Source organism: Streptomyces sp. CRCS-T-1 (assembly GCF_024442335.1).
GTDB lineage: Bacteria > Actinomycetota > Actinomycetes > Streptomycetales > Streptomycetaceae > Streptomyces > Streptomyces koelreuteriae.
The window spans coordinates 4,870,778-4,883,578 of the sequence record NZ_CP101651.1 but is presented as its reverse complement, the minus strand read 5'-3'; the positions used below and the strand labels follow the sequence as shown (position 1 = coordinate 4,883,578).

The following is a 12,801-nucleotide window of genomic DNA, read 5'->3' as shown; positions in this document are numbered from 1 at the left end:
GAGCTTAAGCGGCCGGGAACGGCCCGGGCAGGCGATTAGAGCCCGGCGAGCGTCGCCCCGGGGGTCGGGCCCGAGGCCGTTCGGACGGTTCGGCAGGTGCCGGAGGAGACCAGGGCCTGCGCCACCGCGGCCGCGGACTCCGGGTCGCGGACGAGGAACGCGGTGGTCGGGCCGGAGCCGGAGACCAGGGCGGCGAGGGCGCCCGCGGCGCGGCCGGTGGCGAGGGTGTCGGCGAGGTCCGGGTAGAGGGACAGGGCGGCGGGCTGGAGGTCGTTGGAGACGGCCGCGGCGAGCGCGTCCGGGTCGCCCTTCGCCAGGGCCGCGAGGAGTTCCTGGGAGGCGACGGGCTCGGGGATGTCCGTGCCCTCGCCGAGCCGGTCGAACTCGCGGAACACGGCCGGGGTGGACAGGCCCCGCTCGGCCATCGCGAACACCCAGTGGAAGGCGCCGCCGACCTCCAGGGGGGTCAGCTGTTCGCCCCGCCCGACGCCGAGGGCGGCCCCGCCGACCAGGCTGAACGGCACGTCGCTGCCCAGCTCGGCGCAGATGTCGAGCAGTTCGTCCCGGGAGGCGCCCGTCTCCCACAGCGCGTCGCAGGCGACCAGCGCGGCGGCGCCGTCCGCGCTGCCGCCCGCCATGCCGCCGGCGACGGGGATGTCCTTGGCGATGTGGAGGTGGACGTCGGGGCTGCGGCCGTAGCGGGCCGCGAGCGCCTCGGCCGCCCGCGCGGCCAGGTTCGTACGGTCCAGGGGGACCAGGTCCGCGTCCGGGCCCTCGCAGGTGACGCGGAGTTCCTCGGCCGGGGTCACGGTGACCTCGTCGTACAGGCTGACGGCGAGGAAGACGTTGGCCAGGGGGTGGAAGCCGTCGGGGCGGGCTGGGCCCACCGCCAGCTGGACGTTGACCTTGGCGGGGACACGGACCGTGACGCTCACACGGGCTCCTTCTCCTGGTGCTGGTTCACCTTGTGCTCGGCGATACGCGCGAACTCTTCCACGGTCAGCGACTCGCCCCGGGCCTGCGGGGAGACCCCGGCGGCGACGAGGGCCGCCTCGGCCGCGGCGGCGGAACCGGCCCAGCCGGCCAGCGCGGCCCGCAGCGTCTTGCGGCGCTGGGCGAACGCCGCGTCGACGACGGCGAACACCTCCTTCTTGGAGGCCGTCGTCTTGATCGGCTCGGTCCGGCGGACCAGGGCGACCAGACCGCTGTCGACGTTGGGCGCCGGCCAGAAGACGTTCCGCCCGATGGCACCGGCCCGCTTGACCTCGGCGTACCAGTTGGCCTTCACGGAGGGGACGCCGTACACCTTCGAGCCGGGGTCGGCGGCGAGGCGGTCGGCGACCTCCGACTGGACCATGACGAGGGTGCGGTCGATGGTCGGGAAGGTGGCGAGCATGTGCAGCAGGACCGGGACGGCCACGTTGTAGGGCAGGTTGGCGACCAGCGCGGTCGGGGCGGGGCCCGGCAGCTCCGTGACGTGCATCGCGTCGGAGTGGACGAGCGCGAACCGGTCGGCGCGCTCCGGCATACGGGCCGTGATGGTCGCGGGCAGCGCGGCGGCGAGGACGTCGTCGATCTCGACGGCCGTGACGTGGTCGGCGGCCTCCAGCAGCGCGAGGGTGAGGGAACCGAGGCCCGGGCCCACCTCTACGACCACGTCCTCGGGGGTCACCTGTGCGGTGCGGACGATACGGCGGACGGTGTTCGCGTCGATCACGAAGTTCTGGCCGCGTTGCTTGGTGGGGCGTACGCCGAGGGCGGTCGCGAGTTCGCGGATGTCGGCGGGGCCGAGGAGGGCGTCGGGGGCGGGGCTGGTCACGGGGACAAGGGTACGGGGGGTTCGAACGCGGCCACGCCGGGCGGCCGCCGGGCGACCGTCTCTACCCGTGCAGCCGCCCCCCGCAGTGCGGCCAAGGACTGGCCCCCCGCCTCACATACAGCTTCTTCGCGCGATACGTCTGTTCCGCCGCCGGGGCGTCCTGGGGGCGGCCGGTGCCGCCGAGGGACTGCCAGGTGTGGGTGTCGAACTGGTAGAGGCCGCCGTAGGTGCCCGAGGAGTCGACCGCGTCGGGGCGGCCGCCGGACTCGCAGGCCGCGAGGCCCTGCCAGTTCAGATGGTCGGCGCCCGCTACGGACGTCGGCCGGGGCTTCGTGCCGACCTTCACCTCCTGCGTGCGCGGCTCGCGCACCACCTCGGCCTTGACCCGGCGCGGCTTCTGCTTGACGCCGTTGACCGTGCGCAGGGCGTACGTGACCCGGCGCAGGCCCGCCTCGCCCGCGCGCTCCACGACCTCCGTGCCCTGGAACAGGGTCGGATCCTCGCTGCGCCGGGTCTGGAAGGGGATCGCCTCCTCGCGGACCTCCTTGCCGCCGGTGATCCGCAGCACGGTGACGGTCTGACCGTCGCGCGGGAAGCTCCCCTGCGGGACGGACGTGGTGTCCTGGCCGCGCAGGGTGATCCCGGCCTCGTCCACGGCCTCCCGCACGGTCGCCGCGTTGGTGCGGACGGTGCGGGCCCGGCCGTCGGCCATGACCGTGACCGTGCGCTCGGTCCGCACGTCCAGCGCGAGCCCCTCGCGGCCGATCTGCCGGGAGCGCGAGGTCGACAGATACGCGCCCTCCTGCCGTACGCCCAGCTCTCGGAGCGCCCCCGCCACGGTGTGTGCCGTCGTCCACACCTCGCGCCGGTGCCCGTCGAGGGTGAGCCGCACGGGACGGGCGTAGTGCACGGCGACCTCGTCGCCGCTGGCGATCTCCGTGCCGGGCCCGGGCGCCACCACGTCGTGGGCGCCGACCTCGACGCCCTCCTCTGACAGCAGCTCGGTGACGTCATCGGCGAAGGTGTGCAGGGTGCGGGCCTTGCCGTCGACGTTCAGCTCGATCGCCTTGTCCTTGGCGACGAAGGCCGTGGTGCCGCCCGCCAGGAAGGCGACGACCAGGGCCTGGGGGAGCAGCCGCCGCATGGAGCCGTCCGGGCGTTCGTCGTGGCGCGCCTTGCGTCGGCGTGCGGAGCGGCGATGCGAGCCGGTGCGCGCCGCGGCGCGGGCTTCCGCGCGGGCTTCGGCGCGTGTCGGGCGTACGACGGACGCCGGTGCGTCCACCGGGGCGACCTGCCGGGGCGGCGGCACCTCATAGGCGGGCCGGTAGGTGTCCTCGTGGACACCGTCGAAACCGCCGTAATCCGGCTCGGCACAGGCCGGACCGTACGACTCGTACTGCGAGTTGCTCACGCCGACACGCTCCAGGGGCCGGAGGGGGTCCAGAGGGGTCCGGATCGGGCCCCCAGAACCTAGCGGAGCGTTCGTCACTCTCCAAAGCGACGCGACTACGCACAGTCGTGCGGTGAGGTCGGTGGTGTCGGTCAGTAACCGAAGGCGCGTGCCGTGTTCGCGGCGAGTGCGGTGGCCAGCGTGTCCTCGTCGACGCCGCGCACCTCGGCCATGGCCCGCACCGTGATCGGCACGAGGTAGGGCGCGTTGGGCCGCCCGCGGTACGGCGCTGGGGTGAGGAAGGGCGCGTCGGTCTCCACCAGCAGCAGCTCCGGCGGGGCCACCGCCACCGCGTCCCTCAGGTTCTGGGCGTTCTTGAAGGTGACGTTGCCGGCGAAGGACATGAAGTAGCCCGCGCTCGCGCAGATCCGCGCCATCTCGGCGTCGCCGGAGTAGCAGTGGAAGACGGTCCGCTCGGGGGCGCCCTCCTCCTTCAGCACGCGCAGAACGTCGGCGTGGGCCTCGCGGTCGTGGATGACGAGGGCCTTGCCGTGCCGCTTGGCGATCTCGATGTGGGCGCGGAAGGACCGCTCCTGCGCGTCCTTGCCCTCGGGCCCGGTGCGGAAGTAGTCGAGGCCCGTCTCACCGACGCCCTTGACCTGCTCCAGCGCGGCCAGCCGGTCGATCTCGGCGAGCGCCTCGTCCAGGGCCGCCTGCCCGCCGGGCTCGCGGGCGCCCTGCCTCGACCAGCCGTCGGGGTCGCCGTGGACGATCCGGGGCGCCTCGTTGGGATGCAGGGCGACCGTCGCGTGGACGGCGTCGTACGCGGCTGCCGTGTCGGCGGCCCACCGCGAGCCCTTGAGGTCGCAGCCGACCTGCACGACTGTCGTCACTCCGACCGAGGCCGCCTTCGCCAGCGCCTCCTCGACCGTGCCGGACTGCATGTCCAGGTGGGTGTGGGAGTCGGCGACCGGCACCCGGAGGGGGTCCGGGAGCGGGGGCGCGGCGTGCTTGCCGGAGTCGTTCGAAGGCATGCCCCGATCCTACGAAAGGGGTACGCCCTCCCCGATGGGGGAGGACCGGGGAGGGCGTCGGACAAGGGGAGCCGGACGGGTCAGCTCGCCTTGCGCTGGAAGGGGTGGAGCAGATCGGCCAGATGCCAGTGGTGGTGCTCGGGCTTTTCCGGCCCGTCCGCTCCACTGCCCTCAGCGTCCGGTGCCGGGGCCTCCGCCGGCCCGCCGGGCGGCGGCACGCGCCGGGGCCTGCGCGCCGCGTTGCGCGCCGACTCGACCCGCCCGGCCCGCATGATCCGTACGACGTGCCCGTCGCAGTTCTGGCACGTGGGCTTGGACAGGGGTGAGGGCACGACCTTGCCGTCCGCGACGTAGAGGACGAACTCGTGCCCGGCGGCATCCGTGTGGTGCTCTATCTCGTACGACTGCTCCCAGCCGTGCCCGCAGCGCATGCAGGCGAAGGAGTACGACTCGTTGACGACGGCGGTCGCACCGGCGCGGAGCCCGGTCCGCCCTGCGATCTCAGTCATGCCAGCTCCTGTTGTCCGCTGTGGCGTGAGGACGATTCCGTCCCCGCAACCCAGTGGACTCCTCCGCCGGACCGAAGGCACCAGACCTGTCGACTATTGGCGCCGATTTGGGCGTTCCTTGCCCCAGCGCCCTTGCTGCTTTGCCCACCCATGGGGCGCACGCTCAAACGACATGCGCCCTGCTCAGAGGGTGTCCCGCACCACCGTCACCCGGAGTTCTTCGCGGCGACAACGGCATCAAAGACCACGCGCTTGGGCACCCCGGCCTCCACCGCGACCGCGGCGATCGCCTCCTTGCGCCGCTCCCCCGCCTCCTCCCGCACCCGGACCCGCCGCACCAGCTCCTCGGGCCCGACATCCTCCGCCCCCGGCGCCGGCGCGCCCTCCACCACCACGGTGATCTCCCCGCGCACCCCCTCGGCGGCCCAGGCGGCCAGCTCCCCCAGCCCGCCCCGCCGGACCTCCTCGTAGGTCTTGGTCAGCTCCCGGCACACCGCGGCCCGGCGCTCCGCGCCGAACACCTCGGCCATCGCCGCCAGCGTGTCGTCGAGCCGGTGCGGAGCCTCGAAGTAGACGAGGGTGCGCCGCTCCCCGGCCACCTCCCGCAGCCGCCCGAGCCGCTCCCCCGCCTTGCGCGGCAGGAAGCCCTCGAAGCAGAACCGGTCGACGGGCAGCCCCGACAGCGCGAGCGCGGTGAGCACGGCGGAGGGCCCGGGCACGGCGGTGACCCGTATGTCCTGCTCGACGGCGGCGGCGACCAGCCGGTACCCGGGGTCCGACACCGACGGCATCCCCGCGTCCGTGACCAACAGCACCCGCGCCCCGCCCGCCAGCTCCTCGACCAGCTCGGGCGTCCGCGCCGCCTCGTTGCCCTCGAAGTAGGACACGACCCGCCCCTTGGGCGTGACCCCCAGGGCCTGGGTCAGCCGCCGCAGCCGCCGCGTGTCCTCGGCGGCGACGACATCGGCTCCGGCCAATTCGTCGGCGAGCCGGGGCGGGGCGTCCGCGATGTCGCCGATGGGGGTACCTGCGAGTACGAGGATTCCAGTCACCTCACCATCCTCCCAGGGGCGGAGGATGCGGACGCATACCGGCCATGCACGGGACTCACACAGAACGGTTCCCTACGATGGCGCGGTGACCAGTACCGCGTCCTCCACGGACACCCGGCAGGGCCAGGCGCCCCACGAGCAGCGGCCGTCCTGGCAGCAGCGGCTGCGCCGCTTCGGCTACCAGGGGCAGGCCAGAAGCGACGCCCGCGACGTCCGGGACCGCCTGGTGCCGCCGTACACCGAGCCGAGCCCGCGCCTGTGGGCGGCGCTCGGCGTCCCGCACACCCTGGCGGTACGGCTGGTGCGCTGGTCGGCGTGGATCGGCCCGCTGCTCGTCACGCTGCTGGCGGGCGTGCTGCGGTTCTGGAACCTGGGCCACCCCAAGGCGGTGATATTCGACGAGACGTACTACGCCAAGGACGCGTGGGGTCTGGTCCACCGCGGTTTCGAGGTCAACTGGGACAAGAACGCCAACGATCTGATCCTGTCGGGCGGGCACGTCACGATCCCGGGGGACGCGGCGTACGTCGTGCACCCGCCGGTCGGCAAGTACGTCATCGGGATCGGCGAGCTGCTGTTCGGCTTCGACCCCTTCGGCTGGCGCTTCATGACGGCGCTGCTCGGCACGCTGTCCGTGCTGATGCTGTGCCGGATCGGCCGCCGGCTGTTCCGCTCCACCTTCCTGGGCTGTCTGGCGGGCGCGCTGATGGCGGTGGACGGCCTGCACTTCGTGATGAGCCGCACGGCGCTGCTCGACGGCGTGCTGATGTTCTTCGTGCTGGCGGCGTTCGGCTGTCTGCTCGTCGACCGTGACAAGGCCCGCGCGAGACTGGCCGCGGCGCTGCCGGTGGACGCCGACGGCCGGGTCCGGCCCGACCGGCACACGGCCGAGACGACCCGGCTGGGATGGCGCCCCTGGCGCTGGGCGGCGGGTCTGATGCTGGGCCTGGCCATCGGCACGAAGTGGAACGGCCTCTACATCCTGGCCGCGTTCTGCCTGATGGCGGTCCTGTGGGACGTCGCCTCGCGCCGGGTGGCCGGCGCCCGGCACCCCTACGCGGTGGTCCTCAAGCGCGACACTCCGCTGGCGTTCCTCGCCACGGTCCCGGTCGCCGTCGTCACCTACGTCCTGGCCTGGACGGGCTGGATCTTCTCCGCGACCGACGGCTCCGGCGGCTACTACCGCAACTGGGCCGCGACCAGCGGCAAGGGCGGCAGCTGGACCTTCCTGCCCGACTGGCTGCGCAGCCTGTGGCACTACGAGCACCAGGTGTACGAGTTCCACGTCGGCCTGTCCTCGCCGCACACCTACCAGTCCAACCCGTGGAGCTGGCTCGTCCTCGGCCGCCCGGTGTCGTACTTCTACGAGTCCCCGGCGCCCGGCAAGGGCGGCTGCCCGTCGGACGCGGGCGAGAAGTGCGCCAGCGAGGTGCTCGCCCTCGGCACTCCGCTGCTGTGGTGGGTGGGCTGCCTCGCGGTCCTCTACGTCCTGTGGCGCTGGCTGTTCCGGCGCGACTGGCGCGCGGGCGCCATCGCCTGCGGCATCGCGGCCGGCTATCTGCCCTGGTTCATGTACCAGGAGCGCACGATCTTCTTCTTCTACGCCGTCGTCTTCCTGCCCTTCCTGTGCCTGGCGGTGGCGATGCTCCTCGGCGCGATCATCGGCCCACCCCGCTCCTCCGACACCCGCCGCGTCGCGGGCGCCACGGGCGCGGGCGTCCTGGTCCTGCTGATCGCCTGGAACTTCATCTATTTCTGGCCCCTGTACACCGGCACCGCCATCCCCATAGACGACTGGCGGGCCAGGATGTGGCTGGATACCTGGGTCTGACCTACGTTTCGGTCAAGAATCGCCACACCCGTCGCTGTGGTAACCGCTTCCCCCTAGAGTGCTCCCGGGATCGAGCTTTCTGAACGCGTTCAAAGGAGCGTGTGGAGGCTCAACGGGGAGGGGACGGCCTGATGGCCAAGGGGGTCAAGGTCGCTGTCATAGGCGGCGTGTTCGCGGTGATGGTGGGTGGGGCCGGGTACGGCGCCTTCAACATCGTGAGCGCGCTGACCGGCGACGGCGGGACCAGTGGGGTGTCCGCGGAGAAGAAGTCGGGGCCGCCGGACAAGGACGAGGTCGAGGAGACCACGGCCAAGTTCTTCGCGGCCTGGCAGACGGCGGCGGCCGGGACGGCAGCGTCGTACACCAACAACGACGCCGCCGCCGAGCGGCTGCTGACGGCGTTCACCGACGACGCGCACATCACCGACGTGAAGATCACGCCGGGGGCGGCCAGGGGCACCACCGTGCCGTTCACGGTGAAGGCGAAGGTGGCCTACGACGGGAAGTCCGAGCCGCTGAGCTACCGGAGCGAGCTGAAGGTCGTGCGCGGCGTGACCACGGGCCGCGCGCTCGTCGACTGGCGGCCGTCCGTCGTGCACCCCGAGCTGAAGAAGGAGCAGGACACCCTCGTCACCGAGCAGTCGGCCGCCCCTCCCATCGAGGCCGTGGGCCGCGACGGCTCGGTGCTGACGAAGGAGAAGTACCCCTCCCTCGGCCCGGTCCTGGACGCCCTTCGCGACAAGTACGGCGAGAAGGCCGGCGGCACCCCCGGCATCGAGTTGGTCGTCCGGCACCCCTCCGACGGCGCTCCCGACACCCCGCTGCTCACCCTCGCCAAGGGCAAGGCCGGCAAGCTCGAGACGACCATCAGCCCGAGCGCACAGGAGGCGGCCGAGAAGGCCGTCAAGCGGTTCGCCCAGTCGTCGGTGGTGGCCGTCAAGCCCAGCAGCGGCGAGGTCCTGGCGGTGGCCAACAACCGTGAGGACGGCTTCAACGCGGCCTTCGCGGGGCAGGCCGCGCCCGGCTCCACCATGAAGATCATGACGGCCGCGATGCTCATCGACAACGGCGTGACCTCGATGAACGGCCCGGCGCCCTGTCCGGACACCGCCGTGTGGCAGGGGCAGACCTTCAAGAACCTCACCGGCATGAAGCCCGACGAGGACGCCACGCTCGCGGGCAGCTTCATGCGGTCCTGCAACACCGCCTTCATCAAGCTCATCGACGAGAAGCCCCTCACCGACGCCTCGCTGACACAGGAGGCCGAGCGGCGCTTCGGGCTCGGGCAGGACAACTGGAAGACCGGCATCGCCTCCTTCGACGGCAGGGTCCCCGCCGTCGACGGACCGGACCGGGCGGCCGGCGCGATCGGGCAGGGCCAGATCCAGATGAGCCCGCTGAACATGGCGTCGGTGACCGCGACCGCGATCACCGGCAGCTTCCGCCAGCCCTACCTGGTCTCGCCGGAGCTGGACGACCGGCAGCTCGCGCGGGCCGAGGGCCTGCGGGCGAGCACCGCGTCCCAGCTCAAGCAGATGATGCGGCTCACCGCCACCCAGGGCACCGCCGCCGAGGCCATGCGGGGACTGGGCGGCGACATCGGCGCCAAGACCGGTTCCGCCGAGGTCGACGGCAACGCCAAGTCCAACAGCTGGTTCACCGGATTCCGGGGCGATGTCGCGGCGGCGGCCATGACCGAGGAGGGCGGGCACGGCGGCGACGCGGCCGGTCCGATTGTCGCAGCCGTGCTACGAACGGGTGGCTGAACTCACCCGGGCAGGACGGGACCCTAGGGTGGTGGGCGTCGTTGGGACAGCTGAGGGCAACGGGGACCCTGGGGATTCGCGGAGGAACGGACAGCAGTGGGCAACAGAAGGCGCGTCGCCGAGCGACGGAAGACCAGACCCGCCGTGATCGGCGGGGTGATCGCCGTGGTCGTCGGTGGCGCCGGGTTCGGCGCCTACGCGCTGTTCGGCGGCGGCGCGGCCGCCGACGACGGGAGCCGGACGGCATCGGACGGGAAGCCCGAGGTGAAGACCGGCCCGCTGTCGGCCACCGAGGTCACCACCACCGCCCGTGCCTTCCTCACCGCCTGGCAGTCCGGCAAGGTCCCGCGGGCCGCCGCGGCCACCGACGAGGCGGCCGCGGCGACGGCCCTGCTCACCGGCTACACCAAGGACGCCCGCATCAAGGACGTCACCCTCACCCCGGGCAAGCCCACCGGTGACAAGGTGCCGTTCTCCGTCAAGGGCACGGTGGCGTACAAGAACACCGAGAAGCCGCTGGCGTACGAGAGCGCGCTGACCGTCGTGCGCCGCAGCAGTGACGGAAAGCCGCTGGTGGACTGGCACTCGGCGGTCGTCCACCCGGATCTGAAGGACGGCGACAAGCTGGTCACCGGCGAGGCGGGCACGCCCCCGGTCAAGGCGCTCGACCGGGACGGCGGCGAGCTGACCAAGCAGAAGTACGCCTCCCTCGGCCCGATCCTGGACGGCCTGCGCGAGAAGTACGGCAAGGAGGCGGGCGGCAAGGCCGGTATCGAGCTGCGGGTCGTGCGCGGGAAGTCCGCCAAGTCGGACGACCTCTCCGACAAGACCCTGCTGGAGCTGAGCAAGGGCACGCCCGGCACGGTGAAGACCACCCTGGACCCTGCCCTCCAGGCGGCGGCCGAGAAGCAGGTCGCGAAGAAGGCCAAGTCGTCGGTGGCCGTCATGCGGGCCTCGACCGGCGAGATCCTGGCCGCCGCCAACGCCTCGCCCGGCTTCAACACCGCCTTCCAGGGCTCCCTCGCGCCCGGCTCCACGATGAAGGTCATCACCGCCTCGCTGCTGCTGGACAAGGGCCTGGCCTCGGCGGACAAGAAGCACCCGTGCCCGAAGTACTTCACGTACGGGCACTGGAAGTTCCAGAACGACGACAAGTTCGAGATCAAGAACGGCACGTTCAAGGCGAGCTTCGCCCGCTCCTGCAACACGGCCTTCATCAGCCAGGCGCCCAAGCTCAAGGACGACGACCTGACCAAGCAGGCCCAGCAGGTCTTCGGCCTGGGGCTGAACGACTGGGCCATCGGAGTGCCGTCCTTCGACGGCGCCGTGCCCGTGCAGTCGGCGGCCCAGATGGGCGCCTCGCTGATCGGGCAGGGCGGGGTCCGGATGAACCCGCTGAACATGGCGTCGGTGTCGGCGACGGTCAAGGCCGGCACCTTCCACCAGCCGTATCTGGTCTCCCCGGACGTGGACGACCGCAAGCTCGCCAAGGCCTCGCGCACCATGTCGGCGGGCACGCTGTCGCAGCTGCGTGAGCTCATGTCGTACACGGCCGCGTACGGCACGGCCGCGGAGGCGATGTCCGGGGTGAGCGGCGATGTCGGCGCCAAGACCGGGTCGGCCGAGGTCGACAACCAGAAGAAGCCGAACGGCTGGTTCACCGCCTACCGGGGCGACCTCGCGGCCGCGGGCGTGGTCCAGCAGGGCGGGCACGGCGGCGAGACGGCCGGGCCGATCGTGGCGGCGCTGCTGAAGGCGGGGAGCTGACCCGGAAGGTCAGTGGATGACCGGTTCCGCGGCGGCCATGTAGGTCCGCCGCAGGAACCGCAGCAGCGCCTGCCGTTCGAACTGCACCACCAGCACGCCCTGCGGGGAGTGGAACTCGACGACGGCCTGCACCCGGCCGCAGGGCCACACCCGCACCTCACCGCTGCCCGTGGGGGCCCGCAGCCCCTCCTCCAGGAGTTCCCGGCGGAAGGTCCACTCGCGCGCCCCGGGCCCGGGCAGCCTGATGCCCACCACACGGGGGTCACGGTCGGGGTCGTACCGCAGAGTGACCGGAACCGCCTCCAGCTCATCGATCAACGGGACGGCCTCATCCGTGACGATATGGGCTCGCGCGTACTGCTCGACTACGGACATCGGACGGCCCCTTCACCGTGGGCTACCTGTGCGGAAACTGTGCGTCCACTTCCTCTCCAATGTCGCATATTTTCCGTATTGCGCCCTCATGGGCCGGACATATCACGGGTGAGATAAGACGAGCGTCACGCTCTTGCAAACCGTTCGCATCAAGCCACATCATCGAAGCGTGCATGTACCTGACGGATTCATCGACGTCCCCACGTCCGCCGCCACCGGTGTGATCGCCGCGGGCGCCGTCGCCGTGAGCCTGCGCGGCGCGCGGCGCGAACTCGACGAGCGCACCGCCCCGCTGGCCGGCCTCGTGGCGGCGTTCATCTTCGCGGTGCAGATGCTCAACTTCCCCGTGGCGGCCGGGACCAGCGGCCATCTGCTCGGGGGCGCGCTCGCCGCGATCCTCGTGGGCCCCTACACAGGGGTGCTGTGCGTCTCCGTCGTCCTGCTGATGCAGGGGCTGCTCTTCGCTGACGGCGGTCTGACCGCGCTCGGCGTGAACATCACCAACATGGCGATCGTCACGACGGTCGTCGCCTACGCCCTCTTCCGGGGCCTGGTGAAGGTGCTCCCGCGCTCCCGCCGGTCGATCACCGCGGCCTCCTTCGTCGCCGCCCTCGTCTCCGTCCCGGCCGCCGCGCTGGCCTTCACGCTCATGTACGCCATCGGCGGCACCACCGACGTGTCGATCGGCAAGGTCGCCACCGCCATGATCGGCGTCCACCTGCTGATCGGCATCGGTGAGGCCGCGATCACCGCGCTGACCGTCGGCGCGGTCCTCGCCGTCCGCCCCGACCTGGTCCACGGCGCCCGGGGCCTCACCCCGAAGCTCAAGCTGCGGGTGAACGGCGAACTGGTCGACGCGCCCGACGCCGAGCCCGAGCCCGCCCCCGTGGCCGCCCGCACCTCGCACCGCCGTGTCTGGGCCGCGGGCCTGGTCGCCTCCCTGCTGCTGGCCGGATTCGTCAGCTTCTACGCCTCCGCCAACCCGGACGGCCTGGAGAAGGTCGCCACCGACCACGGCATCGACGAGAAGGCCGAGGAGCACGCCGCGGCCGACTCCCCCCTCGCCGACTACGGCGTCAAGGATGTCGATGACGCCCGCCTGTCCGGGGGTCTGGCGGGCGTCATCGGCGTGGGTGTCACGGTCGTCGCGGGCAGCGCGGTCTTCTGGGCCGTACGCCGGCGCGGCTCGGACGACACGTCCCCGTCGAACACGTCGAACACGTCGGACTCGACGAACGCGACGAGCCCGGGCGCCTGA

General features: G+C 72.1%; 11 protein-coding genes. 4 read left to right on the top strand and 7 right to left on the bottom strand.

Going from position 1 to position 12,801, the window contains the following annotated elements:
• Positions 1–35 precede the first annotated feature (35 nt).
• From NNW99_RS22280 to rsmI, 6 genes are all read right to left on the bottom strand, one after another.
• Positions 36–935, bottom strand: coding sequence for a 4-(cytidine 5'-diphospho)-2-C-methyl-D-erythritol kinase (locus NNW99_RS22280; protein WP_215120906.1), 900 nt, complete (start codon positions 933–935; stop codon positions 36–38).
• A complete protein-coding gene (gene rsmA / locus NNW99_RS22275; protein ID WP_215120905.1) occupies positions 932–1,819 on the bottom strand; it encodes a 16S rRNA (adenine(1518)-N(6)/adenine(1519)-N(6))-dimethyltransferase RsmA in 888 nt (295 codons plus the stop codon). The genes NNW99_RS22280 and rsmA overlap by 4 nt, the downstream gene beginning before the upstream one ends.
• Positions 1,820–1,880: 61 nt before the next feature.
• Positions 1,881–3,230, bottom strand: coding sequence for a resuscitation-promoting factor (locus tag NNW99_RS22270; protein WP_215120904.1), 1,350 nt, complete (start codon positions 3,228–3,230; stop codon positions 1,881–1,883).
• A gap of 131 nt (positions 3,231–3,361) precedes the next feature.
• The gene (locus NNW99_RS22265) at positions 3,362–4,243 is read right to left on the bottom strand and encodes a TatD family hydrolase (protein WP_215120903.1); all 882 of its coding nucleotides are present in this window, start codon (positions 4,241–4,243) and stop codon (positions 3,362–3,364) included.
• A gap of 80 nt (positions 4,244–4,323) precedes the next feature.
• Positions 4,324–4,752: a hypothetical protein gene (locus NNW99_RS22260; RefSeq protein WP_215120902.1), complete on the bottom strand. Its 429-nt coding sequence runs from the start codon at positions 4,750–4,752 to the stop codon at positions 4,324–4,326.
• A 206-nt stretch (positions 4,753–4,958) separates the two neighbouring features.
• Entirely contained in the window at positions 4,959–5,804 is an 846-nt protein-coding gene (rsmI, locus tag NNW99_RS22255) for a 16S rRNA (cytidine(1402)-2'-O)-methyltransferase (protein ID WP_215120901.1), read from the bottom strand.
• Between the two features lie 85 nt (positions 5,805–5,889).
• On the opposite strand from rsmI, the gene NNW99_RS22250 reads away from it, so the two are divergent.
• The 3 genes from NNW99_RS22250 (at position 5,890) to NNW99_RS22240 (ending at position 11,168) form a co-directional block, all read left to right on the top strand.
• Complete coding sequence (locus tag NNW99_RS22250; RefSeq protein ID WP_215120900.1) at positions 5,890–7,635, top strand: dolichyl-phosphate-mannose--protein mannosyltransferase; 1,746 nt, start codon at positions 5,890–5,892, stop codon at positions 7,633–7,635.
• A gap of 131 nt (positions 7,636–7,766) precedes the next feature.
• Positions 7,767–9,401, top strand: coding sequence for a penicillin-binding transpeptidase domain-containing protein (locus NNW99_RS22245; protein ID WP_215120899.1), 1,635 nt, complete (start codon positions 7,767–7,769; stop codon positions 9,399–9,401).
• Between the two features lie 96 nt (positions 9,402–9,497).
• Positions 9,498–11,168 (top strand): penicillin-binding transpeptidase domain-containing protein, encoded by a 1,671-nt coding sequence (locus tag NNW99_RS22240; RefSeq protein WP_215120898.1) that lies wholly within the window; start codon positions 9,498–9,500, stop codon positions 11,166–11,168.
• A 9-nt stretch (positions 11,169–11,177) separates the two neighbouring features.
• On the opposite strand, the gene NNW99_RS22235 is transcribed toward NNW99_RS22240, so the two are convergent.
• On the bottom strand, positions 11,178–11,543 hold the full coding sequence (locus NNW99_RS22235; protein ID WP_215120897.1) for an SsgA family sporulation/cell division regulator: 366 nt from the start codon (positions 11,541–11,543) through the stop codon (positions 11,178–11,180).
• A gap of 169 nt (positions 11,544–11,712) precedes the next feature.
• Here NNW99_RS22235 and NNW99_RS22230 point away from each other — a divergent pair, with 169 nt between their 5' ends.
• On the top strand, positions 11,713–12,801 hold the full coding sequence (locus NNW99_RS22230; protein WP_215120896.1) for an energy-coupling factor ABC transporter permease: 1,089 nt from the start codon (positions 11,713–11,715) through the stop codon (positions 12,799–12,801).

What these genes read in the sequence shown, in the direction of transcription:
- NNW99_RS22265 (WP_215120903.1), bottom strand. Translation starts at nt 4,243, where the DNA reads ATGCCTTCGAACGACTCCGGCAAGCACGCCGCGCCCCCGCTCCCGGAC.
- NNW99_RS22260 (WP_215120902.1), bottom strand. Translation starts at nt 4,752, where the DNA reads ATGACTGAGATCGCAGGGCGGACCGGGCTCCGCGCCGGTGCGACCGCC.
- NNW99_RS22245 (WP_215120899.1), top strand. Translation starts at nt 7,767, where the DNA reads ATGGCCAAGGGGGTCAAGGTCGCTGTCATAGGCGGCGTGTTCGCGGTG.
- NNW99_RS22235 (WP_215120897.1), bottom strand. Translation starts at nt 11,543, where the DNA reads ATGTCCGTAGTCGAGCAGTACGCGCGAGCCCATATCGTCACGGATGAG.